Origin of the sequence: Sphingopyxis sp. LK2115, from assembly GCF_014595975.1 — a bacterium.
Taxonomy (GTDB): domain Bacteria; phylum Pseudomonadota; class Alphaproteobacteria; order Sphingomonadales; family Sphingomonadaceae; genus Sphingopyxis.
Genome location: NZ_JABWGQ010000046.1, coordinates 17,128 through 40,531 on the forward strand (window position 1 = coordinate 17,128; position 23,404 = coordinate 40,531).

The following is a 23,404-nucleotide window of genomic DNA, read 5'->3' on the forward strand; positions in this document are numbered from 1 at the left end:
GCCGGACTTCGCTCGATGCGAGCGGGATGGAACGGTCATCACGCCGCCCGCTCCTCGATCCGCCCGTCATGCATCACCACCACCCGGTCGCAATGCCCGGCCAGCTCGGGATCGTGCGTGATGATGAGCAAGGTCGCGCCCAGCGCCGCGCGGCGCGCAAAGATCAGCTCGATGATCGCATGACCCGTCGCGGTGTCCAGATTACCCGTCGGCTCGTCGGCAAAGATGATGGCGGGCGAACTCGCCATCGCGCGCGCGATCGCGACGCGCTGTTGTTCGCCGCCCGACAATTGCGCGGGATAGTGAGTGAGACGATGACCGAGCCCGACCGCCTCCAGTTCCTTTGCGGCACGGCCGAACGGATCGGCGATGCCCGCCAGCTCCAGCGGCACCGCGACATTTTCGAGCGCGGTCATCGTCGGCAGCAGGTGAAAGGCCTGAAGCACGATGCCGATGCGGCCGCGCCGCGCGCGCGCCAGGCCGTCCTCGTCCATCGCCGCGAAATCGAGCCCCGCGACCTTGATCGAGCCGCCGTTCGCGCGTTCAAGCCCCGCGAGCACCGCCATCAGCGAGCTTTTGCCCGACCCGGACGGGCCGAGCAGCGCGACCGAGGTGCCCGCGGCGACCTCCAGGTCGACCCCGCGCAAAATTTCGACGGGGGCCTTGTCGCTCCCCAGGGTCAGCGTCACATTATGGGCGGCGATCGCCAGATCCGGCGACGGTCGGGAAACGTCGGGCAAGGAGAGAACCCTTTGGAAAAGAAAACGGCCGGATGGCGGTCTGCCTTGATATATGGTTGCGTCATCGCGCTTTGCCAACCGCTTGCCGCCTGCGGCTCGGCGGAGGCGCCACCGGCGTCGACGAACGACAAGGCTGCTGCGCCCAAGACCGCGGCCATCCCCGCCGATGCGCCGCTCGTCATCGCGTTCGGCGACAGCCTTTATGCGGGATACCAGCTCGGCCCCAGGGAGGGGCTCGCGCCGCAGCTTCAGGCCGCGCTCGCCGAGGACGGCGTGATTGCGCGGGTGCAGAATGCGGGTGTGTCGGGTGACACGAGCGCGGCGGGGCGCCAGCGGCTGACCTATGTTCTTGACAATGCAAAGGTAAAGCCCGCGCTCGTCGTGCTGGGGCTTGGCGGCAACGACATGCTGCGCGGGATCGGCCCCGATCAGACGCGTGCCAATCTCGACGCGATGCTCGCCGAGCTTCGCAAGCGTGACATCCCGGTGCTGCTCACCGGCATGATGGCTGCGCCCAACCTCGGCAGCGACTATGCGGCCAGGTTCAACCCCATCTATCCCGACCTTGCGGCGAAATATGACGTGAGCTTCTATCCGTTCATCCTCGACAATGTCATCACCGACAAATCGCTGATGCTTGGCGACAATCTCCACCCCAATGCCGAGGGCGTGAAAGTCGTGGCCAAAGCACTGGCGCCGCTTGTCGAGCAGGCGCTGCCGGATGCGGACTGAAACCGGCGGCCCGTGCATGATAACGCCCTGAACTCCCGCGAAGGCGGGATCTGTCACCGGCCGACGCCAACTCGCGCCCCGCAGGCGATGGATCCCCGCCTTTGCGGGGATGCCGACGCTTCAATGCGGATGGGCTAGCCTTAACTCCCGCGCGGCCCGAACAGGATGATCGCCGCGCCCCCCAGGCACACTGCGGCGCCGATCAGGTCCCAGCGGTCGGGCTTTGCCCCTTCGACCGCCCACAGCCAGAATAGCGCCGCGGTGATATAGACGCCGCCATAGGCAGCATAGGTGCGCCCGGCGTGCTCGGCTTCGACCAGCGTGAGCAACCAGGCGAACAGCGCAAGCGACGCTATCCCCGGGGCGACCCACCACACCGACTTGTCCATCCTGAGCCAGGCCCAGAAGGCAAAGCAGCCCGCGATCTCGGCCAGCGCCGCGCCGATATATGCCCATGCCATCATGGGCGGCATCGTGCCCCGATGGCGCGCAAATGAAAAGGGGCGACCCGGCGGGCCGCCCCTTCCTGTTTCATCGCTGGTCCGAAGGATCAGAAAGCGAAGCCGACGCCGACGACAAAGCTGTCGAAGTCACCGAAATTCTCGATGAACTGGTGACGATATTCGCCCTTCGCGTACAGGTTCTGGCCCAGCTTGTGCTGGTATCCGGCACCGACATAGGGATCGTCGATGTCGCCAAAGGTGTAGCCACCGGTGGCGTAAAGCTTGCCGTTGGCGCCAACCTTGGCGCCGGCGCGCGCGCCGGCCGAGAACTGGACATTCGCGCCGTCGACCAGCACCTTGTCACCGGCGATTTCACCGCCGACGAAAGCGGCCGACCCAAGGTCGAAATCATAACCGGCGGCCACGCCGAGCGTGCCTTCGTCGATCCCGTTGCCGGTGATCAGACCGCCGCGCACTTCGACGCGGCCTTCGCCGCCTTCGGCGGCGAGCGCGGGGGTGGCGACAACGGCCGAGAGGAGAGCGGCTGCAACTGCGAATTTTTTCATTTTTTCTTCCTTCATTCAGATCAGGACCACGCCCTTTGGGTCGCGTCCGGCCCCTAGATGGCGTTTGGGCCTGTCGCTTCAATGAATGGATCGTTCAGATTATGACAATTTTCTTACCTGTGTTATTTTTACCACACAGTATGGAATAGCTATGCGATGGAAACGCCGTCAAACCGGCGGAAAAGGCGGGCTTTTCAGATTCCGTCATCCCCGCGAAGGCGGGGATATCGCCCGTGCGGTCCGCGCCAGCGGCGCGTTTTTCGGCCTTCGCCGGAATGACGGCAGGCTTGTCCGGCTATCCCAGCGCGGCCTGCTTTTCCTCGGCGATGCGGTCGAGTTCGGCGCGCGTCGGCCTGGTCGCGGCGCTCTTCAGCTGCCCGCACGCCGCCATGATGTCGCGCCCGCGCGGGGTGCGGATCGGAGCGGAGATGCCCGCCTTGAAAATAAGATTGCTGAACGCGCGCACCCGCTCAGGGGTCGAACATTCATAAGGCGCGCCGGGCCAGGGGTTGAAGGGGATCAGATTGACCTTTGCGGGCAGTTTATAGTGTTTGATGAGTCGGACGAGTTCGCGCGCATCCTCGTCGCGGTCATTCTTGTCCTTCAGCATTACATATTCAAAGGTGATGCGCCGCGCATTGTTCGCGCCCGGATAATCGGCGCATGCCTGGAGCAGTTCCTCGATCCCGTATTTGCGGTTCAATGGCACGATTTCGTCGCGGATTTCCTTGGTCACCGCGTGGAGCGAGACGGCCAGATTGACGCCGATCTCCTCTCCCGCGCGGGCCATCATCGGCACGACGCCGCTGGTCGACAGGGTGATCCGCCGCTTCGACAGCGCCAGCCCGTCGCCGTCCATCACGATCTTGAGCGCGGCTTTGACCTCGTCGAAATTATAGAGCGGCTCGCCCATGCCCATCATCACGATGTTGGTGAGCATCCGGCCGTCGGCGGTGTAATGGCCGACCGCATCGTCGTCGGCGTCCTCGTCTTCCGGGTCGGCGCCAAAGCCCGCCATCGTCCCCTTCGGCCATTCGCCGAGCGCGTCGCGCGCGAGCAGCACCTGCCCGACGATCTCGCCCGCGCCCAGGTTGCGGACAAGCCGCATCGTGCCGGTATGGCAGAAGCGGCAATTGAGCGTGCAGCCCACCTGGCTGGACACGCAGAGTGTTCCCCGATCGGCGTCGGGAATGAACACCATCTCATATTCCTGCCCGTCGGCGGCGGCGAGCAACCATTTGCGCGTGCCGTCGCTCGACACCTGCGCCTCGCGCACCGTCGGGCGGCCGATGATGAAGCGGTCGGTCAGCCATGGGCGCATCGTCTTGGCGATGTCGGTCATCGCTTCAAAATCGGTGACGCCGCGGTGATAGATCCAGTGCCAGATCTGCTTGGCACGCAGCTTCGCGGCCCTGGCATCGAGCCCGGCCTCGACCAGCACGCCGCCGATCGCCTCGCGCGACAGCCCGACAAGGTCGATGCGATTGCCCCCGCGCAAGGGCACGCTGCCCGTCGTGACGGGGTCGATATGGCCGGGAATCTGCATGATGGGCGCGCATATAGGGGCGAAGGCGGAAAAGCGCAATTGTGCGCGGTCGATCCTCCCTGTGGCGAAGCCGTGGCGAGGGGCCTGAGCTGCAAGGTCAAAAAAAGCCAGCGGAATCGGCCATCGCCGTCTCGATCAATCCGTTCGCATCGAGCGAAGTCGAAATGCCTGTCGGCGTTGTGCGGTGTCGATGCGTGCTTCGACTTCGACCAAAGGTCGAAGTTTATCCTGAGCGGCCGCACGGCAGTCGAACGGTTCAACACGAACGGAAAGAAGGGAAGGTCTCGAATCCGCCCCAGGCTGCCCCATCGCACCCTGACAGGAAAAGACTCCGTCCAGCCCGCAACAAGCCGGGGCCGCGATCGTGCCCTGATCGCGGCCCCGGCGCTGACGAACCGTGCAACTTCGGTTCGCGGTCAGTTACGGATCGCGCTGACCTGGATCGCCCGATTGCGCATGGCGCCCGCTATCGCGATTTCGGCCTGTGCGGTCGCCATGGCACGCGTGTCGCGGCGGCACTGGCGGACGTCATTCTTGCCGGCGAGGTCATAGCCGGGCGCTTCGCCGCACACTGCCACGACGGCGCGCCATATGCGGCGATCGAGCGCCCTGGTACCGGCCTCGGTGCCAAGGTCAAGGTCGCGGTGCGCTACCGCAACGCTGGTTTGGGCAGGTTCTGCCGATACGGGCTGGCCGACGAGGGCGGCAGCGGCGGCGGTGAGGATCATAAGCTTTTGCATCTTGTGTCTCCATCGGCCGGCTGGGGAGGGGAGGAAGCCGGTAAGACGCGGTATATCGCGCCGGACATTCGCGATGGAGCAACGATGTTGCGCGATCATTCTGCAAAATTGCAGAATGAGGCAAGGGCGATTATGGCGCACAAGGCGCCATGTACGATTGGAACGACCTCAAGGCCTTTCTGGCCGTTGCCGAAACGGGCAGCACGCTCGCCGCCGCGCAGGCGATGCGCGTCAGCCAGACGACCGTGGCGCGGCGTATCGCTGCGCTCGAGGCGGCAACCGGGGTCACGCTCTTTGAACGGCGGCAGGCGGGCTATGCGCTGACTCCGGTGGGGGAGGCGATGCTGCCGAGCGCCGCTGCGGTGCGCGATGCTGCCGAACGATTCGGCGAGGCCGCGGGCGCGCGCTCGCGCGACGCAGGGGGGACGGTCAGCCTGACGGTGATGGAAATCATCGCGATGACGATCCTGCCGCCGATCCTGCGCGACCTGCGCGCCGAACATCCCGGCATCCATATCCAGCTCGACACGTCGGACGAGCCGCGCGACCTGGCCGCGGGCGTCGCCGACATAGCGATCCGCAGCAGCAAGCAGCCGTCGGGCGCTGGGCTTGTCGGGCGCCGCATCGCCGACAATCCGTGGACCGTTTATTGCAGCCGCGACTATGCCGAACGCCACGGCGTCCCGCACACGCGCGAACAACTTGCGGCGCACCCCTTCATCGGCGGTGGGGGCGGCGTGTGGCAGCCTTATCGCGCATGGCTTCGCCAATATGGGCTAGAGGAAGCGGTGGTCATGCAATATGACACGGCGACCGGTCTGCTGTCGGGCGTGCGCGCGGGGATGGGGTTGTCGGTGCTGCCGGCCTATCTCGCCGACCGCGAACCCGATCTCATCCGCTGCCTGCCGCCCAAGAGCGACGACACCACGGGATTATGGCTTCTCACCCACGAACGGCTGCGGCATGTGCCGCGCGTGCGGATGGTGCTCGATTTTCTGGCGAGGGAATTGACCAGGCTGGCGCGCGATTGACTATTTCGACCGCGCGCACCCCAGCGCCGCCGCGTCGATCGCCGTCGCGGCGCCGCGCAGGCGATAGGTGTCGGCGATCGCGCCGCCCGTCGCTGTGCGGCCTTCGACGCTCATGCTCGGCGCCGAACGCATTGCAGCGACGATTGCGGCGTCCATCCGCGCGTCGCTCGCCCAGCCATGGACGCCCTGGCCGGTCAGGATGAAGCGGCGGCTGCCAATCGTCAGGCGCAAATCGCGCTCCGCTGCGCGCGGCTTTGACAGCCGGACATAGAATTGACCGCGAATGCGCGATTTCGGCCAGTAACCGACGCTGGCATAGGCTTTGACCTGTGGCGGGCCGACCGTTGCCGAGGGAGCGGCAATCGCATAGCAGCGTGCCCGCGCGGCATCGCGAAAGGCGCCCCAGCCATCGAAAATGCCGAGCGCGGTCGGTGCCGCGGCGGCAAGGGCCGCGGCCGGCATCGCCGCCAGCATCATCAGGGAAAGGGACCAGCGCCGCATCGCGCCTCGTTTGCGCGATTGCCGCCGCTTTGCAAGCATGGCTTGCACGGCGCGTTGCGTGCGTTAAGGAAGGTGGGCATTTTCAGGGGCCAGAATCGGGGCACGAATCGCCTCCGTTCCTCTGTCTCTCAAGGGACTTCTCCCGCGAAACAAACAGGATGGCGGATTAGGAATGAAAGCGACGATCGAACGCGCAGTCTTGTTGAAGAGCCTCGGCCATGTTCAGTCGGTGGTCGAACGGCGCAACACGATCCCGATCCTGTCGAACGTCCTCATCGAAGCCGACGCATCGGGCCAGCTCAAACTAATGGCGACCGACCTCGACCTGCAGGTCGTCGAAACGATCGCGGCCAAGGTCGAAACGGCCGGCACCACCACCGTATCGGCGCACACGCTCTTCGAGATCGCGCGCAAGCTGCCCGAAGGGGCGGAAGTCAGCCTGGCCGCCGCCGAGGGCAAGATGCAGGTCAAGGCCGGGCGCTCGAACTTCAACCTGCCGACCTTGCCGCGCGACGATTTCCCGGTGATCGCCGAGGGCGATCTGCCGACCAATTTCGAATTGCCCGTCGCCGAGCTCATCCAGATCATCGACAAGACGCGCTTTGCCATTTCGACCGAGGAAACGCGATATTATCTGAACGGCATTTTCCTGCACGTCGCCGAGGATGCGACGGGGCCGGTGCTGAAGGCCGCGGCGACCGACGGTCATCGCCTCGCGCGTTACACGGTGACGCGCCCCGACGGCGCCGCAGGGATGCCTGATGTGATTGTGCCGCGCAAATGCGTCGGCGAAATCCGCAAGCTGCTGGACGAGGCCGAGGGCAACGTCGAGATCAGCCTGTCGGCGAGCAAGATCCGCTTCCAGCTCGGCAATGCGGTGCTCACCTCAAAGCTGATTGACGGCACCTTCCCCGATTACAGTCGCGTCATTCCGACCGCGAACGACAAGCTTTTGAAGGTCGATCCGAAGAGCCTGTTCCAGGGCGTCGACCGCGTATCGACGATCGCCAGCGAAAAGACGCGCGCGGTCAAGGTCGGGCTGGACAAGGACCGCATCACGCTCAGCGTCACCAGCCCCGAAAACGGCACGGCGGCCGAAGAACTCGCCGCGGGTTACGACAGCGACGCGATGGAGATCGGTTTCAACGCCCGCTACCTCAGCGACATTTTGGGGCAGGTCGACGGCGACAGCGTCGAACTCCACCTCGCCGACGCCAACGCGCCGACCTTGATCCGTGAGAGCGAAAAGAGCCCGGCGCTCTACGTGCTGATGCCGATGCGGGTATAGTCCCATTGCTTCTCCCTCGACGGGAGAAGCATATGAAGCCTGATGCCAAGGGCATCAGGCGGAGTTGGATGGGGGCAATGGTGCGTCATCGCGTCGTCGTTTCACGGCGACAGCGCACCCCACCGCTGCAACCAGCGAACAGGTTCGCAAGTTTCGGTGCCGCCCCCCGTCAAGGGGGAGGGCCTTACCCCGCCTTCGCGACCCGCCAGATCACCCCGCCGGTGTCGTCGGCAACCAGCGCGCTGCCGTCCTTCGCGACCTTGACATCGGCCGGGCGGCCGCGAGTCGTCTTGCCGTCGGCGGCGAGAAAGCCGTCGAGCAGCGTGATCGGCAACGCGTCCAGCGGCTTGCCGTTCGCCCCGAACTTGACGAACACGACATCATAACCCGCGACCGGTTCGCGGTTCCACGACCCGTGCCGGGCGATCAGTGCCCCGTTCGTCCAACGCTCGCCCAGATCAAGCCCTTCGGTGAAGGTAAAGCCAAGCGGTGCGGTGTGCGCGCCCAGCCCATATTCGGGCCGCTTGACATATTGGCGCCGGTCCTCGGCTTCGGGTTCGACGCGCGGGTCGATGAACCCGCCCCAATAATACCAGGGCCAACCGTAAAAGTCGCCCTCGTCGACATCGGTCAGATAGTCGGGGACCAGATCGCTGCCCAGCATGTCGCGCTCGTTGACCACGGTCCACAGCCGGTCGCTGCCCGGATAGAAAGCCAGCCCGACGGGATTGCGGATGCCCGCGGCAAAGGTGCGGATATATTTATTTTCCGGCCGCACTTCGAGCACGCTGGCGCGGCGGAACTCGCGGTTCATGCCCGCTTCGCCGATGTTGGAATCGGCACCGACGCCGATATAGAGCCAGCCGTTCGGTGCCGCGGCCAGGCTCTTGGTCCAGTGGCGATTGGTGCCCTTGGCAGGCAGGTCGACGACCTTGACCGGCTTGCCGCTCATCTTCGTCTCGCCCTCGACATAGGGAAAGGCGAGCAGCGCGTCGGTGTTGGCGACGTAAAGCGTGTCCCCGACCAGCGCCATGCCATAAGGAGAATTAAGTCCTGTGATATAGGCGGTCTTCACCTCGGCCTTGCCGTCGCCATCGGCATCGCGGAGCAGGGTGATGCGATTCGCCGACGGTTTGCGCCCCGCCCCGGCCTTGCCCATCAGATTCTTCATCACCGCGCCCTGCACGCCGCCATCCTTGCGCGGCGGGCTTTGCGATTCGGCGGCCAGCACATCGCCGTTCGGAAGGACGAGGATCGTGCGCGGATGGTCGAGTCCTTCCGCAAAACGCTGGACGGTCAGCCCTTGCGCGGCCCGCGGCGCCTGTCCGGCGGGCCAGCTTGTCGCTTCGGGCACATTGATCGTCGGGAATGTTTCGGTGCGCTGCGACGCCATCACCGGCACACGGCCGCTGAGTTCGGCGGTCGAGAAACGTGCCACATCGGGCCGCGACATGAAATAGAGGGTGACGCCGCCCACGATGAGCAGCAGCAGAAGGGCGAGGCCGACATATTTCAGGATCTTGCGCATAATGCCCTGTCTACACGGGCAAAGCGCGGCGGCAAAGGGGCGAAACATATGCCCGGCGGAGCTGTTTGGTTAAGACGGCGCGGCATCGGATTAACCTTACCCGATCGTTCATCACGGTTGGGAACGGCGCGGTTAGGCGCAGGGTTTACAGCGGGCGATCACGTTACGGACCAGGAAGTCGATGCACCTGCCAGCCCCTTTTCTTGTCGACCGTGCCGCGGTCGAGGATGCCCATGCGCTCATCAGCCTGCACGGCGAAGAAGCCGGTTTTGCGGCGGCTGCCCGCGCCGAACAATATCGTGTGCTGGGCAACCACGTCCATTTCGCCCGCTGGCGCCAGATCGAACGGCTGATCACCTATCTGTCGGTCGAAGACGTCCTCGACACGGTTCATTGAGCGGGGATTTCACCACCGCATCCCGGCGACGGCTGGGGCCTTGTCATCGTTTTTCGACCTGAGGTCGATATCCCGGCTGTCGTCGGGATCACGGCGACTGATGGCAAGGCTTACAGACGCAAACCCGCAGTTTCGGGCAATCCCGCCATGATGTTGAGGTTCTGGACGCAGGCGCCGCTGGCGCCCTTGCCCAGATTGTCGAGCCGCGCGACGAGCCGCGCCTGGCTGGCGTCGGCATTGGCAAAGACGAACAATGCGATGCGGTCATCCCCCGTGTCCGACGCGCGGAGCAGCATTTCGCCGTCTGTCGGCGCGTCGCCCATGACGACGACCGGACTCGCGCCGTAAAAATCGACGAGCGCAGCGCGCAGCGTATCGGGCGCGGCGGCGCCGGGCATGGCGCCGAGCGGCAAGGGCACTTCGACCACCATCCCGCGATGCGCCGGGATCACCGCGGGCGAGAACAGCGGGGCGATCGACAGGCCGCAGTGCGCCATCATTTCGGGCACATGTTTGTGGCCGAGCGTCAGTGCATAGCCGCGCCAGGCGATGTCGCGATCGCCCTCGAAACGTTCGATCAACGCCTTGCCGCCACCCGAATGGCCGCTGACCGCGTGGCAGACATAGGGCCAGTCGGCAGGCAGGAGACCCGCGCCCACCAGCGGCGCAACAAGTGCGATGAAGCCGGTCGAATAGCAGCCGGGGTTCGATACGCGAGCGGCCGTGGCCACCGCATCGGGGCCGACGACTTCGGGAAAGCCATAGGTCCAGCCCGGCGCGACGCGGTGCGCGGTCGAGGCGTCGATCACGCGGGTGCGGTCATTGCCGATCATCGCCACCGCCTCGCGCGCCGCATCGTCGGGCAGGCAGAGGATGACGAAATCGGCGTCGTTGAGCGCTTCGCGCCGCGCGGCGGCATCCTTGCGGCGCGCCTCGTCGAGCGCGATCAGCGTGAATTCGCTTCGCCCTGCAAGCCGTTCGGCGATTTCCAGGCCCGTCGTTCCCGCGGCGCCGTCGATGAATATGCTGCGGGTCATGGCCTAAATCAGCCGCTTCGCGCCGCTAACCGGCACCTCATGCCCATCGGCCTTTGTTCGCGCAATCAGGTCGGCGAGCGGTTCGGCACGCACTTCCATCCAGTGCTGGCTGGCGTGAATGATCGTCGCCGCGTCCGCCATGATCCCGACATGGCCGGGAAAGAAGACAAGGTCGCCGCGTGCGAGCCGGGCGGGATCGACATCCTTGTCGGCGCCGAGCGCGGCGAGTTGCAGATCGGTGTCGCGCGGCAACTGGATTCCCGCCGCTGCCCAGGCAATCTGGACCAGCCCCGAACAGTCGATGCCCTTGGCCGTGCGGCCGCCCCAGACATAAGGCGTGCCGATCATCTCTTCGGCCAGTGCCGCCGGGTCGTTCTCGGCCGCCCCGACCTCCACCAGCGCCGCGAGCGGCAGATAGCCGTGCGCGGTCGCCAGCCATTCGCCCTCGGCTTCCCCCATGACCAGCGCGCCGCGCGGCAGCACGCCCGGACCGCCGCTTGCGGCATCGGGCGCGCTGTGCAGCATCGCCTCGACCATCTGCACGCGATGCGTCGGCGCGATCGGCGCGCCAAGCGCTTCCGCGGCGAGATAGCCGACATAATGGTCGGCCAGGCAATAGCCCCACGCCCAGCCGCCGGTCAGGTCGAGCAGCGCAAAGCCTTCGCCGAACAGCAATTCGCTCGTCTGTTCGGCGTCCAGCGACGGCGATGCGCGCAGCGCCGCGGCGGGCAACACCCCGCTCCGCATCATCGGCGCTGCATAATGTGGCGCGAAATAGGTGCCGGCGACCGCAATGTCGGCAAGGTCGGGACGGATCGCGACGATACGCGGATCGAAGGCCTGCGACGTCCCGGTCAGGCCAAAACGGTCGCGGCCCGCTCCGACGGTGCCGGGGCGTCCCATGCGCACGCGGCTCGCCGCTGAATTGTCACCGCTGTCTGCTGTCACTTGCCGTCCTGTTGCAACCGGGTCCGCGGGGGTGCGGACGATCGCGGGCCATTAGACCAGCGGAAGAGGCTTTATCAAGCCTTGCCGCGGCGGTCGTAGCGCGCTTGCAGCATCGCCCATGCGGCGCGCAGACCCAGCGCCGCGCCGCCTTTTGGACGGCCGGGTTTCGCCGACGGGCGCCAGGCGAAGGTGTCGATATGCGCCCACGCCGTCCCGTCGGGAACAAAGCGCTTCAGAAACAAGGCTGCGGTGATCGCCCCGGCGAAGGACGAGCTGCCGGCATTGCCAAGGTCGGCGATGTCGGTTTCGAGGAGGTCGGCATAGCCGTCCCACAGCGGCATCCGCCACAGCGGATCGTCGCGATCGATCCCGCCTGCCAGTATCGCCTCCGCCAGTGCATCGTCATTGGCGAACAGCGGCGGCAGGTCGGGACCAAGCGCGACGCGCGCCGCACCCGTCAGCGTCGCGAAATCGACGATCAGTTCGGGTTCCGACTCCGCGGCTTTTGCCAGTGCATCACCAAGCACCAGCCGCCCTTCGGCGTCGGTATTGCCGATTTCGACGGTCACCCCCTTCCGGCTTTTGAGCACGTCGCCGGGGCGAAAGGCATCGGACGAAATGGCGTTTTCGGCCGCCGCGACCAGGCAGTGCAGCCGCACGGGAAGGCCGCTCGCCATCACCAGTTCGGCCAGTGCCAGCACATGCGCCGCGCCGCCCATATCCTTCTTCATCAGCCGCATCCCCGCTGCGGGCTTGATGTCGAGTCCGCCGCTGTCAAAGCTGATCCCCTTGCCGACCAGCGCGATGCGCGGGTGATCCTCCTTGCCCCACTCGACTTCGATCAGCCGCGGCGCGTGATGTTTGGCCGCCGCACGCCCGACCGCATGGATCATCGGATAACCCTGTTCGAGCGCCTCGCCCTTGGTGACGGTCAGCTTGCCGCCGTGCGCCCTGGCGATGCGTTCGGCGGCCTTTTCGATCGCTGCCGGTCCCATGTCGGCGGCAGGCGTGTTGACGAGGTCGCGAACGAGCGCCACCGCGCGCGCCTCGGCCACCATGGGCGCGATCGCCGCGACGTCGCTGGTGAGCAGGATGCGCGGTCCCTTTGCGGTCGGTTTCGATTTATAGCTATCGAAACGATATTGCGCGCTCATCCATCCGAACATCGCCTTGCCGGGCTGCCTCCCCTCGACCCGGTAGCGGCCTTCGGGCAGAATCTGGCCGAGCTTGGCAAGGCACCATGCCGACAGGCTTTCCACATCGGCGACCGTCGTGACGACCGACCATTTGTCGGGATCGTCGCCCGGAAGGATCGCGTGGACATAGGCATCGGGCTTGAAATCAACCGCGGCCAGATGCGCGCGTTCGCGGGCGCTGCGGCCTTTCAGCCATTCGTCATAGCGTTTTTTGTCGACGAGATGGATCGGGCGGGCGTCCTGCCCCTTGTCGGGTTGGATCAGGTCGGAATAGTCGGTCATGCGGCCGGTGCTAGGCTGCTCGGGATATTTTGTCGATTCCCGGCGTTATGCGGACATGATGATCTGCAGACCATGGCCGACCACCATCGCTTTGCTTGCCGGTGCATTGCTGCTCGCGGGCTGTTCCGAAGACCAGCCGACGCCGGCGGAAAAGGCGGCCGCGGCCGCCGTTCCCGGTGCGCCGCCCAGTGGCGCCACCGACGAAGCGGCCAAAAATGCCCCGGCATCGCATGTCAGCGAAAGCAACGACCTGATCGATTTCAGCTATAGTTATCCGGCCGACGCCGCGCGTATTCCCGAACTCGCAACGGCGCTCGACGCGGACCGCGCGGCCAAGCGCGCAGCGCTGGTCGCGGCGGCGGAACGCGACAAGGCCGCGGCCGAAACGAACGGCTATCCCTATCGCCCGCACAGCCATCGCCAGACCTGGCAGCGCGTGACCGACACGCCGCGCTTCCTCAGCCTGTCGGCCGAGGTCGATACCTATATGGGCGGTGCCCACGGGATGCAGCTGTTCGACACGCTGCTTTGGGATCGGGGCCGACGCAAGCGGATGAACCCGCTCGACCTGTTCGAGAGCAGCGCCGCCTTTGATGTCGCGGTCCGCGATGCCTTCTGCACCGGGATCAGGCGCGCGAAAGCCGCGAAAGGGATCATGGTCGACGAGGCGGCCGACAGCCCCTTTGCCCAATGCCCGCCGGCATCGGCGCAAACGGTCTGGATCGGCTCGTCCGACGGCCGCTATCTCGACCGCCTGACGATCGCGATCGCCCCCTATGAAGTCGGACCCTATGCCGAGGGGAGTTACCGGATCAACGTGCCGATGACCCGCGCGGTGGCGAAAGTCGTGAAGGACGAGTTTGCGCGCGACGTTCTGCCGCTCAACTGAGCGAGTGAGTCGACACATGGTTCGGCACGGGTAAAACCGAACAGGTCGTTTGATCCTTATTCCGCGGCTTCGAGTTCGGTTGGCGCCGGTTCTGCTTTCGCCTTCGCGTTGGTGAAGGTCAAAATGCCGTCGTCGATCGCGCCGGTGCGCATGTCGATGCGGTCCTGGACATAGTTCTGGCTGAGCCGCCACGGCAGCGACGCCGTGCTTTTGGGCATGATATGCAGCGAGCGCTGGATATAGCCCGACGAGAAGTCGAAGACATTTTCTTCCTCAAGGGCTGACGGATCGGCAAGCACCGGCGTTGCGACGAGCGTATCCGTCGCTTTCATGTGGTTCAGCACGCGGCAGACATATTCGGACACAATGTCGGCGCGCAGCGTCCAGCTGGCGTTGAGATAGCCGAACACCGCCGAGAAGTTCGGGATGTTCGAGAACATGCACGCCTTGTAATAGAAATGCTCGTGCCAATCGATCCGATCGCCATCGACGCGCACCGGGATCTTGCCCGCGACCGCCAGCTTGAGCCCGGTCGCGGTGATGATGATGTCGGCGTCCAGATGCCTGCCCGATTTCAACTGGATGCCATTCGCGTCAAAACGCTCGACATGATCGGTGACGACCGACGCCTTGCCCGCCTTCATCGCTTCGAAGAAATCGGCGTCGGGGACGAGGCAGAGCCGCTGTTCCCACGGGTTATAGGGCGGGGTGAAGGCCTCTGCATCATAATGGTCGCCAAGGGTCGCTTTCAGTTTCTTGGTGAGGAACTCCCTGACCTTCTCCGGCTTTTCGCGCGCGCGGCGGAAAGCGATGTCCTGAAGCCGGATGTTCTTGAAGCGCGTGATCTTGTACGCGAGTTTTTCGGGCAGGATCTTGCGCAGAAAATTGGCCAGGCCGTCTTTCGCCGGGCGGATGAAATACCAGGTCGGGGTGCGCTGGAGCATCGTGACATGCGCCGCCTCCTGCATCGAAGGAACGATCGTCACCGCGGTGGCGCCCGATCCGATCACGACGACCTTTTTGTCCCTGTAATCCAGGTCCTTGGGCCAGAATTGCGGGTGGACGATCTGGCCCTGGAAATCCTCGCGCCCCGCAAAATTGGCGTCGAACGGCTCGTCATAGTCGTAATAGCCCGCCCCCAGATAGAGCCAGCGCGCGGTCGTTGTCGAAACCCGGCCCTCGCTGTCCTCCATGCTCACCGTCCAGCGCGCGGCGGCGCTGTCCCAATCGGCGCCGACGACCTTGCGGTCGAAGCGGATGCGTTCGCGGATGTGGCGTTCGTCGACGATGCGGTTCAGATATTCAAGAATCGCGGGGCCGTCGGCGATCGATTTTTCATGTTTCCACGGCTCGAAGATAAAGCCCAGCGTGTGCATGTCGCTGTCCGAACGGATGCCGGGGTAGCGGAAAAGATCCCAGGTGCCGCCGAGCTGCGCGCGGCGCTCGACGATCGCGAAACTGCGGTCGGGGCAGTGCATCTGGAGGTGAACCGCCATGCCGATGCCCGATATGCCCGCGCCGACGATCAGCACATCCTGATCCACGGGGCTTGCCCTGTTCGCCATCATGTCATCTCCCGGACGTCGTTTGCGGGCAGCTTACGCACCGCGTTGCATTTTGCAATCGAATTGACGTTCACGGAAAGCGCGACGAACTGGTGCAGCTCAACTTGTAGCTGTCACAAAAATGTCATAGGCGCGAAACCAATTTGTCATCTTTGGGCCACCCGGTCACTCCAACCCCCGGACACCCGGTCACTCCAACCCCCGGAAAGGATGGAACCTTATGCGTCAAATCGCCGTCCTTCCCTATCGATTCGGGGGTCCGGCGCAGGATGGTCCGACCGAAATCCTGCTGATCACCTCGCGCGAGACGAAGCGCTGGGTCATTCCCAAAGGCAATCCGCTGACCGGGATGGAACGCCACACCGCCGCGGCGGTCGAGGCCGAAGAGGAAGCGGGCGTGATCGGCGCCGTCTGCCCTACCCCGATCGGCAGTTATCAGTATCGCAAGCGTCGCGCGAACGGCGCGTCGATCATGTATCATGTCGAAGTTTTCCCGCTCGCGGTGACCAATGAGCTTAACGAGTGGAAGGAAATGGACGAGCGCGAACGCAAATGGTTCGCCTTCGCCGACGCGGCAGCGGCGGTCGATGAGGCGGACCTGCAGGCGTTGATCCGGTCCTTCGGTGATGGCGGCTTCCGTGCTGTCGCGCAGCCGCGCGGCGTGGTGCCGAACAGGGATGACAAGACGGGGGCAAGGCGGATGTTCGCATGGTTTCAGCGGCTGCTGCCGCGACAGGGCAATTTTTTCGAGTTGTTCGAAAGCCATGCGGCGACGCTGGTCGCAGCCGCCAACGCCTTGTCGCGGATGTTGCAGGGCGGCGAGGGCATGGCCGATCATGTGCGCGAGATTGTCGAGCGCGAGCATGACGCCGACGCGATCACGCGCGAGGTGCTCCAGACCGTCCGCCGCACCTTCCTGACCCCCTTTGACCGGGGCGCGATCACCGACCTTATCGCGTCGATGGACGATGCGATCGACGAGATGCAGAAGACCGCGGGCGCGGTCGACCTCTACGACGTTACCGAGTTCGAGCCGGAGATGCGCGACATTGCGGGTATCATCGTCGATGCCGCGCGCCTGACGGCGGAAGCGCTGCCCTTGCTCCGCAACATCGGCGCCAACGGTGCGCGGCTCCACGAACTCACCGAGCGGCTGGTGCGGATGGAGGGGCATGCCGACGAAATCCACGCATCGGGCCTGAAGCGGCTGTTCCGCGAGCATGGCGAGGCGAACCCGACGCGCTTTCTGATCGCGCGCGAGCTGTTCCGTCACCTTGAGCGCGTGACCGACAGTTTCGAGGATGTCGCGAACGAAATCGACGGCCTGGTCATCGACCACGCCTAGGCGGACAATCGCAAATGCACGCCCACCAATCCGTTCGCATCCAGCGAAGCCCAGATGCCCGTCCGCATGGCGCTGGCCCGAAGCGTGTCTCGACTTCGCCCGGTGCGAGCGGGCTTCCGCGTTCGGGAAGACAAGCCCATGCATGAACTCGCGTTCCCGCTCCTTGTCGGCCTGGTCATCCTTGCGCTGGCGTTCGATTTCCTGAACGGCCTGCATGACGCGGCGAACAGCATCGCGACCGTTGTTGCGACGCGATTGCTGCGCCCGGTGCAGGCGGTCGTGTTCGCGGCCTTTTTCAACTTTGCCGCCTATTTCCTGAGCCTTGCCTTCCCGGCGCTGCACAAGGTTGCCGAGACGATCGGGGCGGGATTGATCGACAAGGATCTGGTGACGCCCGCGGTCGTGTTCGGGGCGCTGGTCGGCGCGATGGTCTGGAATGTCGTCACCTGGCTGAAGGGCATCCCGTCCTCGTCGAGTCACGCGCTTGTTGGCGGCATCGTCGGCGCGGGGGTCGCCCATGCGGGGTTCGAGGGAATCCAGTGGAGCGGGCTCAACAAGACGGTCATCGCGATCTTTCTGTCGCCGATGCTCGGCATGTTGCTGGCGATGCTGGTGATGCTGGCCAGCAGCTGGGCATTGCACCGCGCGACCGCAAAATTCGCCGAATCGACCTTTCGCTATCTCCACCTCTTTTCGTCGGCGGCTTATTCGCTGAGCCACGGGCTCAACGATGCGCAGAAGACGATGGGGATCATCGCTGTGCTGCTCTATTCGACCGGCTATCTGTCCGGTGAGTTCCATGTGCCGCACTGGGTCGCGTTCGCCTGTTATGTCGCGATCGCGCTGGGCACGTTGTCGGGCGGGTGGAAGATCATCGAGACGATGGGCGGGCGCATCACCAAATTGTCGCATCATCAGGGCTTTGCCGCTTCGACCGGCGGGTCGATCATGGTGTTCACCGCCAGCCTGCTCGGTATCCCCGTATCGACGACGCACACGATCACCGGCAGCATCATCGGCGCCGGCGTCGCGCGGCGCGCGAGCGCGGTGCGCTGGGGCGTCGCGGGCAATGTCATCGCGGCGTGGTTCATCACCATTCCCGCCAGCGCGGCGGTGGCGGCGCTCTTCTACGCGCTTACGCGGCTGTTTTAAGGATGGAGCAGCCGCGGCGAAAGCGGCGGAAAACTTCGTAACTTGCTCGCCAATCGCCGTTCAGGGTCGCGGGCCATGACGATCCCGCAAGCCTATGTGACCCGCGCCATGCAGGACAACGATTTTCGGCAGGACAGCGTTCAGGCCACTACCCCGAACAGGTCGTGCTCGTCCGCATCCTCGACGAGGACATCGACGATGTCGCCGGCCTTCAGCGTCGCCGCGACGTCGCGGAGGTAGACGTGGCCGTCGATTTCGGGGGCGTCGGCCTGTGAGCGTCCGGTTGCGCCGATGCTGCCCTCGTCGTCGGCGTCGCCGACCTCGTCGATGATGACGGGGAGGGTGCGGCCGATCCTGGCCTCCAGCTTGGCGGCGCTGATCGCGGCGGTTTTCGCCATGATGCGCTGGAAACGCTCTTCCTTCACCTCTTCGGGCACGGGGTCGGGCAGGGCGTTCGCCTGTGCCCCCGCGACGGGCTCGAAGCGGAAGGCGCCGACACGGTCGAGCTGCGCTTCGTCGAGCCAGTCGAGCAGATACTGGAAATCTTCTTCGGTTTCGCCGGGAAAGCCGACAACGAAACTCGACCGGATCGCGATGTCGGGAGCGATGGCGCGCCAGCTTTTGAGCCGTTCGAGCACCTTCGCTTCATTGGCGGGGCGCTTCATGCGCTTGAGCACGCTGGGGCTCGCGTGCTGGAAGGGGATGTCGAGATAAGGTGTCAGCAGCCCTTCGGCCATCAGCGGGATGACCGCGTCGACGTGCGGATAGGGATAGACATAGTGGAGGCGCACCCACGGCGCGCGGCCCTCGCCGGTGCGGAGCTGGCCGAGTTCGCGCGCAAGGTCGGTCATGTGCGCGCGCACCTCGCGGCCGTGCCATTGGCGCGGGTCGTGGCTAATATCGACGCCATAGGCCGATGTGTCCTGGCTGATGACCAGCAGTTCCTTCGTTCCCGCTGCGACGAGCTTTTCGGCCTCGCGCAGCACCGCGTCGATGCGGCGGCTGACGAGTTTGCCGCGCAGGTCGGGAATGATGCAGAAGGCGCAGCTGTGGTTGCAGCCTTCGCTGATCTTCAGATAGCTGTAGTGGCGCGGCGTCAGTTTCAGCCCGCCTTCGGGAACGAGATCGACGAAGGGACCTTGCGTCGGCGGCGCGGCTTGGTGAACCGCATCGACGACCTGCTCATATTGATGCGCGCCGGTGACCGCGAGGACGTTGGGGAAGCGCGCGCGAATGGCCTCGGCCTCGTTGCCCATGCAGCCGGTGACGATGACGCGGCCGTTTTCGGCCATCGCCTCGCCGATCGCCTCAAGGCTTTCTTCCTTCGCCGAATCGAGAAAGCCGCAGGTGTTGACGAGCACGACGTCGGCGCCCGCATAATCCGGGGAAAGGCCATAGCCGTCGGCGCGCAGCTTGGTCAGAATCCGTTCACTGTCGACAAGCGCCTTGGGGCAGCCGAGCGACACCATGCCGACTTTCGGCTGGGCAGGAAGAGTCTTGGTTGTCATGATCGGCGGCGCGCATAGTCGATTTTGCGCCGCTTGTCACGCGTGGCGAGACCGAGCATGATGCGCGCCGGAAGGGGAGGATGAAATGGCCAATCTGAGCTGGATTGCAATCATCGTCGCGGCGGCGGCGGGCTTCGTTGTCGGCGGCATCTGGTACGGGCCGCTGTTCGGCAAGGCGTGGATGAAGGAGCATGGCTTTACCGAAGAGGAGCTGAAGCAGGGCAATTTCGCGCTGATCTATGGCACGACCTTTTTGCTCAGCTTCGTGTCGGCGGTCTTTCTGGGCCATCTGCTCGCCCATTTCGGCGAGATGAGCGCGCGATCGACGATGATGATTTCGGTGGGCGTTGCCTTGGGCTTCGTCGTTCCGGCGATCGGCACCAACTATCTGTTCAGCCGCGCGAGCGGCAGGCTGTTCGCGATCGACGCGGGATACTGGCTGCTCTTCTATGCGGCGATGGGTGCGGTGTTCGTCATTCTCGGCTGATCGGGCGACCTGTCAGGCCGCGGAAACGGCCGCCTCATTGTCCTCACAGCGGATGACTTCGACGATGAAATCGCCAGGTTCGAGCCGCCCGGCCTGGGGCTCCCAAAAGCCATAGGGCGTGCCCGCGCGATAAACGCGCAGCCCGCGCCCGCCGCTTGCGAGCTGGTCGAGGCTGCGCCCGATCTCTTCGGCGGCGACCGGACGTTCGCGGAGCTGGACGCGGCCGCCGACGCTGGCAAGGTCGGCCATATAGTCGGCGACATGCGCGCCCTGCGCCGATCCGGCGAGCAGCAGCCCGGTAAAGCTGACCGGGTTGATGACATTGTTCGCCCCCGCCTGCCGCGCGAGCAGTTCATTGTCCTGCGCGCGGATGACCACGCTGATCGGCACCTTCGGAGCGAGGTGGCGAACGGTAAGCACGATGAGGATCGAGGTGTCGTCGCGCCCCGCCGACACGAGCACCGAATGCGCCTCTGCAACGCGCACGGCGACGAGCGTTTCGTCGTTCGAGGCATCGCCCGCGAGCACATTGCATCCCGCCGCCTCGGCCGCGCTGATGCGCGCGGGCGATTGGTCGATGACGACGATACACGACGGGTCCGTGCCGCGCCGGATCAGCTCATGAACCGCCTCGGCGCCGCTGACGCCATAGCCGAGCACGACGATATGATTGGTGAGCTTGGACTGGATGCGGGCCATACGCCATTTTTCCCATGTGCGCTTGATGACGAAATTATAGGCGGTGCCGACGAAGATGAAGAGCACCGCGATGCGGATCGGCGTGACGATCACCGCCTCGATCAGCCGGGAACGGTCGGAGATCGGCGCAATGTCGCCGAACCCCGTTGTCGTGACCGAAATCATCGTGAAATAAACGACGTCGAGGAAGCTGATGTGGCCATCGTGATGGTCGATCAATCCGTCGCGGTCGATCCAGTGAACGAGCACGACAACGCCGATCAGGGCGAAGGCGATGCTGAGACGCGTGACGACGTCGGCCCAGATCGGCCATTTGCTCGCACGTTTGAGCAGGTGGAAGCGGCCCTGGATATGCAGCCGGGTTTTGGTCCTCTTGCGCATCGCGGCCCTTGTGCCAAAGCCGCGGGCGGAAAGCCAGTTCCCCTGTTGTCATTCCCGCGGAGCCTGTCCTGACCGCCTGCAAGGCGGTCGAAGGGGCGGGCCTCTCGACGTTGCGCCACGCCCGCCGGCAAGATTCCGGCCTTCGCGGGGACGGATGCAAAGGGTTAGGCGTCGCCCATCCCATAAGCGGCGCGCAGCGCGGCGAGCGAGGGATCGTGCGTCAGGTCGAGCTGGAGCGGGGTGACCGAGATGAAGCGGTCGTCGATCGCTTCGAGGTCGCTGTCGTGGCCCAGGCTATGCTCGATGCCATGGAGGCCGAACCAATAATAGGGATAGCCGCGCGGGTCGGTGCCTTCGACGATCGAGCCGCGGCCATAGTCGTGGAAACCCTGCCGCGTGACGCGGATGCCCCTGACCTCGGCGGCGGGAATCGCGGGGAAGTTGATGTTGATGAGCGTGCGCGGCGGCATGTCGTGCGCCATGAGCGGGCGCAGCACCCTGGCGCCCCATTGCTCGGCGGCTTCGAACGGGACGCTGTCGCCCATGCCTTCGCGGGCATAGACCTGGCTCAGCGCGATCGCGCGGATGCCCGCGAGCGCCCCCTCGATCGCCGCCGAAACGGTGCCCGAATAGGTGATGTCGTCGCCCAGATTGGCGCCGCGGTTGACGCCAGAGAGGATCAGGTCGGGTTTTTCGGGCATCAGCTTGCCGATCGCCATCATCACCGAATCGGTCGGCGTGCCGCTGCACGACCAGCGGCGCGGTCCGTGCTGGCGAATGCGCACGGGGCGCGAGAGGGTAAGCGAATGGCCGGCGCCCGATTGTTCCTCGGCCGGGGCGCAGACCCAGATGTCGTCGGAAAGCTGGCGCGCGATCGCTTCGAGCACCGCCATGCCGGGCGCGTGGTAGCCGTCGTCGTTGGTGAGGAGGATGCGCATCATGTTTCTTTCTTTCCCGTTCGTGCCGAGCTTGCGAAGCACCCTCCTTCTCTTCAACGCTGAAGGAAAGAGCCGCCCTTCGACAAGCTCAGCGCGAAGGGATTCAGGGGGTGAGGCGAGAGATCCCGCCCATATAGGGCAGCAGTGCCGCGGGAATATCGACGCTGCCGTCGGTCTGCTGATAGTTTTCGAGGATCGCGACGAGCGTGCGCCCGACCGCGAGGCCCGAACCGTTCAACGTGTGGACGAACTCGTTGCCCCTGGCGCCCTCGCGCCGGAAGCGCGTGTTCATGCGACGCGCCTGGAAATCGCCGCAATTCGAGCAGCTCGAAATCTCGCGATAGGCGTTCTGGCCGGGCAGCCAGACTTCGAGGTCATAGGTCTTGCGCGCGGCGAAGCCCATGTCGCCGGCGCACAGCAGCATCTTGCGATAGGGTAGCTCCAGCGCTTCGAGTATGGCTTCGGCGGCGCGTGTCTTGCGTTCAAGCTCCGCGTCCGAATCCTCAGGCCGGGTGACCGAGACCAGCTCGACCTTCCAGAATTGATGCTGACGGATATAGCCGCGCGTGTCGCGCCCCGCCGATCCGGCTTCGGAGCGGAAGCAGGGGGTGAGCGCGGTCATGCGGATCGGCAGGTCGGCCTCGGCGAGAATCTCTTCGCGCACCGCGTTGGTCAGGCTCATTTCAGAGGTCGAGATGAGCCACATGCCGTCGGTGGTCTGGAACAGATCCTCGCGGAACTTTGGAAGCTGCGTCGTCCCGAAAGCCGCGTCGTCGCGAACCAGCAGCGGCGTGGCACATTCGCCATAACCCGCCTCGGTCGTCTGCTTGTCGAGCATGAACTGGCCCAGCGCGCGTTCGAGGCGCGCCATCGGGCCTTTGAGAAAGGCAAAGCGCGCGCCGGACATCTTGGCCGCGGTCTCGAAGTCGAGGCCGAGCGCGGGCGCGAAGTCGGCATGTTCCCGCGGGGTGAAATCGAAGCGGCGCGGGGTGCCCCAGCGCGCGATCTCGATATTGCCTTCTTCGTCCGCGCCATCGGGCACATCGGCGGCGGGGAGGTTGGGGAGCGCCGCAAGGCGGTCGTGCAGCGCCGCAAGCTGCGCGCGCTCGGCCTCTTCCTTCGCGGGGAGCGCGGCTTTCAGATCGGCGACCTCTGCCTTCAGCGCCTCGGCCTTGTCCCTGTCGCCCGCGGCCATCGCCTGCCCGATCAGCTTCGACGCTTCGTTGCGCCGCGCGAGCGATGCCTGCATGTCGGTCTGCAGCGCGCGGAGCGCGGCGTCGGCGGCGAGGATCTCGGCCGACAGGGGGGCAAGGCCCCGCCGCGCGAGGCCAGCGTCAAAGGCGTGTGGGTTGTCGCGGATGAAGCGGATGTCGTGCATGGCCACGCGCTATGGCGTTACCGCCGGGCGCGCGCAACCCCGTTGCTCGGACGCGGCGTGCGTAAAAAAGGGCCGCTCCATGGAGCG

23 protein-coding genes are annotated in these 23,404 nt (G+C 65.2%); 8 read left to right on the plus strand and 15 right to left on the minus strand.

Translation table 11 applies throughout. From position 1 onward, the window contains the following. Positions 1–38: 38 nt before the first annotated feature. Positions 39–740, minus strand: coding sequence for an ABC transporter ATP-binding protein (locus HUW43_RS09990; protein WP_188237268.1), 702 nt, complete (start codon positions 738–740; stop codon positions 39–41). Positions 741–785: 45 nt separating this feature from the next. Here HUW43_RS09990 and HUW43_RS09995 point away from each other — a divergent pair, with 45 nt between their 5' ends. After that, the gene (locus HUW43_RS09995; protein ID WP_223181448.1) at positions 786–1,472 is read left to right on the plus strand and encodes an arylesterase; all 687 of its coding nucleotides are present in this window, start codon (positions 786–788) and stop codon (positions 1,470–1,472) included. Between the two features lie 140 nt (positions 1,473–1,612). Here HUW43_RS09995 and HUW43_RS10000 read toward each other — a convergent pair whose 3' ends face one another. From HUW43_RS10000 to HUW43_RS10015, 4 genes are all read right to left on the minus strand, one after another. Then, on the minus strand, positions 1,613–1,936 hold the full coding sequence (locus HUW43_RS10000) for a YnfA family protein (RefSeq protein WP_188237270.1): 324 nt from the start codon (positions 1,934–1,936) through the stop codon (positions 1,613–1,615). A gap of 86 nt (positions 1,937–2,022) precedes the next feature. Continuing rightward, complete coding sequence (locus HUW43_RS10005; protein ID WP_188237271.1) at positions 2,023–2,481, minus strand: outer membrane protein; 459 nt, start codon at positions 2,479–2,481, stop codon at positions 2,023–2,025. A 295-nt stretch (positions 2,482–2,776) separates the two neighbouring features. Continuing rightward, entirely contained in the window at positions 2,777–4,027 is a 1,251-nt protein-coding gene (gene rlmN / locus HUW43_RS10010) for a 23S rRNA (adenine(2503)-C(2))-methyltransferase RlmN (RefSeq protein ID WP_188237272.1), read from the minus strand. Positions 4,028–4,443: 416 nt separating this feature from the next. Next, a complete protein-coding gene (locus tag HUW43_RS10015) occupies positions 4,444–4,767 on the minus strand; it encodes a UrcA family protein (RefSeq protein ID WP_188237273.1) in 324 nt (107 codons plus the stop codon). Between the two features lie 149 nt (positions 4,768–4,916). Here HUW43_RS10015 and HUW43_RS10020 point away from each other — a divergent pair, with 149 nt between their 5' ends. Continuing rightward, positions 4,917–5,798, plus strand: coding sequence for a LysR family transcriptional regulator (locus HUW43_RS10020; RefSeq protein ID WP_188237274.1), 882 nt, complete (start codon positions 4,917–4,919; stop codon positions 5,796–5,798). On the opposite strand, the gene HUW43_RS10025 is transcribed toward HUW43_RS10020, so the two are convergent. Next, positions 5,799–6,299, minus strand: coding sequence for a hypothetical protein (locus HUW43_RS10025; protein WP_188237275.1), 501 nt, complete (start codon positions 6,297–6,299; stop codon positions 5,799–5,801). It abuts the gene before it with no gap. A 172-nt stretch (positions 6,300–6,471) separates the two neighbouring features. On the opposite strand from HUW43_RS10025, the gene dnaN reads away from it, so the two are divergent. Then, the gene (dnaN, locus tag HUW43_RS10030; RefSeq protein ID WP_188237276.1) at positions 6,472–7,587 is read left to right on the plus strand and encodes a DNA polymerase III subunit beta; all 1,116 of its coding nucleotides are present in this window, start codon (positions 6,472–6,474) and stop codon (positions 7,585–7,587) included. Positions 7,588–7,771: 184 nt separating this feature from the next. Here the strand turns inward: dnaN and HUW43_RS10035 are convergent, their stop codons facing one another. After that, entirely contained in the window at positions 7,772–9,115 is a 1,344-nt protein-coding gene (locus HUW43_RS10035) for a PQQ-dependent sugar dehydrogenase (protein WP_188237277.1), read from the minus strand. A gap of 181 nt (positions 9,116–9,296) precedes the next feature. Here HUW43_RS10035 and HUW43_RS10040 point away from each other — a divergent pair, with 181 nt between their 5' ends. Further along, the gene (locus HUW43_RS10040; RefSeq protein WP_188237278.1) at positions 9,297–9,512 is read left to right on the plus strand and encodes a hypothetical protein; all 216 of its coding nucleotides are present in this window, start codon (positions 9,297–9,299) and stop codon (positions 9,510–9,512) included. Positions 9,513–9,622: 110 nt separating this feature from the next. On the opposite strand, the gene argC is transcribed toward HUW43_RS10040, so the two are convergent. The 3 genes from argC to HUW43_RS10055 form a co-directional block, all read right to left on the minus strand. Continuing rightward, the gene (argC, locus tag HUW43_RS10045) at positions 9,623–10,549 is read right to left on the minus strand and encodes an N-acetyl-gamma-glutamyl-phosphate reductase (RefSeq protein ID WP_188237279.1); all 927 of its coding nucleotides are present in this window, start codon (positions 10,547–10,549) and stop codon (positions 9,623–9,625) included. A 3-nt stretch (positions 10,550–10,552) separates the two neighbouring features. Then, positions 10,553–11,497, minus strand: a complete 945-nt coding sequence (locus HUW43_RS10050; protein ID WP_317450856.1) for a C40 family peptidase — start codon at positions 11,495–11,497, stop codon at positions 10,553–10,555. 74 nt (positions 11,498–11,571) lie between these two features. Beyond that, positions 11,572–12,975, minus strand: a complete 1,404-nt coding sequence (locus HUW43_RS10055; RefSeq protein WP_188237280.1) for a leucyl aminopeptidase family protein — start codon at positions 12,973–12,975, stop codon at positions 11,572–11,574. 58 nt (positions 12,976–13,033) lie between these two features. On the opposite strand from HUW43_RS10055, the gene HUW43_RS10060 reads away from it, so the two are divergent. Then, positions 13,034–13,864, plus strand: a complete 831-nt coding sequence (locus HUW43_RS10060; protein WP_223181449.1) for a PdaC/SigV domain-containing protein — start codon at positions 13,034–13,036, stop codon at positions 13,862–13,864. 56 nt (positions 13,865–13,920) lie between these two features. Here the strand turns inward: HUW43_RS10060 and HUW43_RS10065 are convergent, their stop codons facing one another. Continuing rightward, entirely contained in the window at positions 13,921–15,432 is a 1,512-nt protein-coding gene (locus HUW43_RS10065; protein ID WP_188237282.1) for a flavin-containing monooxygenase, read from the minus strand. A 217-nt stretch (positions 15,433–15,649) separates the two neighbouring features. Between HUW43_RS10065 and HUW43_RS10070 the strand changes: the two genes are divergently transcribed. Both HUW43_RS10070 and HUW43_RS10075 read left to right on the plus strand, forming a co-directional pair. Next, positions 15,650–16,774 (plus strand): DUF47 family protein, encoded by a 1,125-nt coding sequence (locus tag HUW43_RS10070; RefSeq protein WP_188237283.1) that lies wholly within the window; start codon positions 15,650–15,652, stop codon positions 16,772–16,774. Positions 16,775–16,912: 138 nt separating this feature from the next. Beyond that, positions 16,913–17,926 (plus strand): inorganic phosphate transporter, encoded by a 1,014-nt coding sequence (locus HUW43_RS10075; RefSeq protein WP_188237284.1) that lies wholly within the window; start codon positions 16,913–16,915, stop codon positions 17,924–17,926. A 140-nt stretch (positions 17,927–18,066) separates the two neighbouring features. On the opposite strand, the gene rimO is transcribed toward HUW43_RS10075, so the two are convergent. Then, positions 18,067–19,434, minus strand: coding sequence for a 30S ribosomal protein S12 methylthiotransferase RimO (gene rimO / locus HUW43_RS10080; RefSeq protein ID WP_188237285.1), 1,368 nt, complete (start codon positions 19,432–19,434; stop codon positions 18,067–18,069). A gap of 85 nt (positions 19,435–19,519) precedes the next feature. Between rimO and HUW43_RS10085 the strand changes: the two genes are divergently transcribed. Further along, positions 19,520–19,921, plus strand: a complete 402-nt coding sequence (locus HUW43_RS10085; protein WP_188237286.1) for a DUF1761 domain-containing protein — start codon at positions 19,520–19,522, stop codon at positions 19,919–19,921. 12 nt (positions 19,922–19,933) lie between these two features. Here the strand turns inward: HUW43_RS10085 and HUW43_RS10090 are convergent, their stop codons facing one another. The 3 genes from HUW43_RS10090 to serS form a co-directional block, all read right to left on the minus strand. Continuing rightward, the gene (locus HUW43_RS10090) at positions 19,934–21,001 is read right to left on the minus strand and encodes a potassium channel family protein (RefSeq protein WP_188237287.1); all 1,068 of its coding nucleotides are present in this window, start codon (positions 20,999–21,001) and stop codon (positions 19,934–19,936) included. A 164-nt stretch (positions 21,002–21,165) separates the two neighbouring features. Next, on the minus strand, positions 21,166–21,939 hold the full coding sequence (surE, locus tag HUW43_RS10095; RefSeq protein WP_188237296.1) for a 5'/3'-nucleotidase SurE: 774 nt from the start codon (positions 21,937–21,939) through the stop codon (positions 21,166–21,168). 103 nt (positions 21,940–22,042) lie between these two features. After that, the gene (serS, locus tag HUW43_RS10100; RefSeq protein WP_188237288.1) at positions 22,043–23,317 is read right to left on the minus strand and encodes a serine--tRNA ligase; all 1,275 of its coding nucleotides are present in this window, start codon (positions 23,315–23,317) and stop codon (positions 22,043–22,045) included. Between the last annotated feature and the right edge of the window lie 87 nt (positions 23,318–23,404).

Excerpts from the sequence above, each read along its gene's own strand:
- HUW43_RS10085 (WP_188237286.1), top strand. The coding sequence starts at position 19,520 with ATGGCCAATCTGAGCTGGATTGCAATCATCGTCGCGGCGGCGGCGGGC.
- HUW43_RS10025 (WP_188237275.1), bottom strand. The coding sequence starts at position 6,299 with ATGCGGCGCTGGTCCCTTTCCCTGATGATGCTGGCGGCGATGCCGGCC.
- HUW43_RS10075 (WP_188237284.1), top strand. The coding sequence starts at position 16,913 with ATGCATGAACTCGCGTTCCCGCTCCTTGTCGGCCTGGTCATCCTTGCG.
- rimO (WP_188237285.1), bottom strand. The coding sequence starts at position 19,434 with ATGACAACCAAGACTCTTCCTGCCCAGCCGAAAGTCGGCATGGTGTCG.
- argC (WP_188237279.1), bottom strand. The coding sequence starts at position 10,549 with ATGACCCGCAGCATATTCATCGACGGCGCCGCGGGAACGACGGGCCTG.
- serS (WP_188237288.1), bottom strand. The coding sequence starts at position 23,317 with ATGCACGACATCCGCTTCATCCGCGACAACCCACACGCCTTTGACGCT.
- HUW43_RS10005 (WP_188237271.1), bottom strand. The coding sequence starts at position 2,481 with ATGAAAAAATTCGCAGTTGCAGCCGCTCTCCTCTCGGCCGTTGTCGCC.
- HUW43_RS10055 (WP_188237280.1), bottom strand. The coding sequence starts at position 12,975 with ATGACCGACTATTCCGACCTGATCCAACCCGACAAGGGGCAGGACGCC.
- HUW43_RS10015 (WP_188237273.1), bottom strand. The coding sequence starts at position 4,767 with ATGCAAAAGCTTATGATCCTCACCGCCGCCGCTGCCGCCCTCGTCGGC.
- HUW43_RS10035 (WP_188237277.1), bottom strand. The coding sequence starts at position 9,115 with ATGCGCAAGATCCTGAAATATGTCGGCCTCGCCCTTCTGCTGCTGCTC.
- dnaN (WP_188237276.1), top strand. The coding sequence starts at position 6,472 with ATGAAAGCGACGATCGAACGCGCAGTCTTGTTGAAGAGCCTCGGCCAT.
- HUW43_RS10070 (WP_188237283.1), top strand. The coding sequence starts at position 15,650 with ATGCGTCAAATCGCCGTCCTTCCCTATCGATTCGGGGGTCCGGCGCAG.
- HUW43_RS10090 (WP_188237287.1), bottom strand. The coding sequence starts at position 21,001 with ATGCGCAAGAGGACCAAAACCCGGCTGCATATCCAGGGCCGCTTCCAC.
- rlmN (WP_188237272.1), bottom strand. The coding sequence starts at position 4,027 with ATGCAGATTCCCGGCCATATCGACCCCGTCACGACGGGCAGCGTGCCC.
- HUW43_RS10000 (WP_188237270.1), bottom strand. The coding sequence starts at position 1,936 with ATGATGGCATGGGCATATATCGGCGCGGCGCTGGCCGAGATCGCGGGC.
- HUW43_RS10065 (WP_188237282.1), bottom strand. The coding sequence starts at position 15,432 with ATGATGGCGAACAGGGCAAGCCCCGTGGATCAGGATGTGCTGATCGTC.
- HUW43_RS10040 (WP_188237278.1), top strand. The coding sequence starts at position 9,297 with ATGCACCTGCCAGCCCCTTTTCTTGTCGACCGTGCCGCGGTCGAGGAT.
- surE (WP_188237296.1), bottom strand. The coding sequence starts at position 21,939 with ATGCGCATCCTCCTCACCAACGACGACGGCTACCACGCGCCCGGCATG.
- HUW43_RS10060 (WP_223181449.1), top strand. The coding sequence starts at position 13,034 with ATGATCTGCAGACCATGGCCGACCACCATCGCTTTGCTTGCCGGTGCA.
- HUW43_RS10020 (WP_188237274.1), top strand. The coding sequence starts at position 4,917 with ATGTACGATTGGAACGACCTCAAGGCCTTTCTGGCCGTTGCCGAAACG.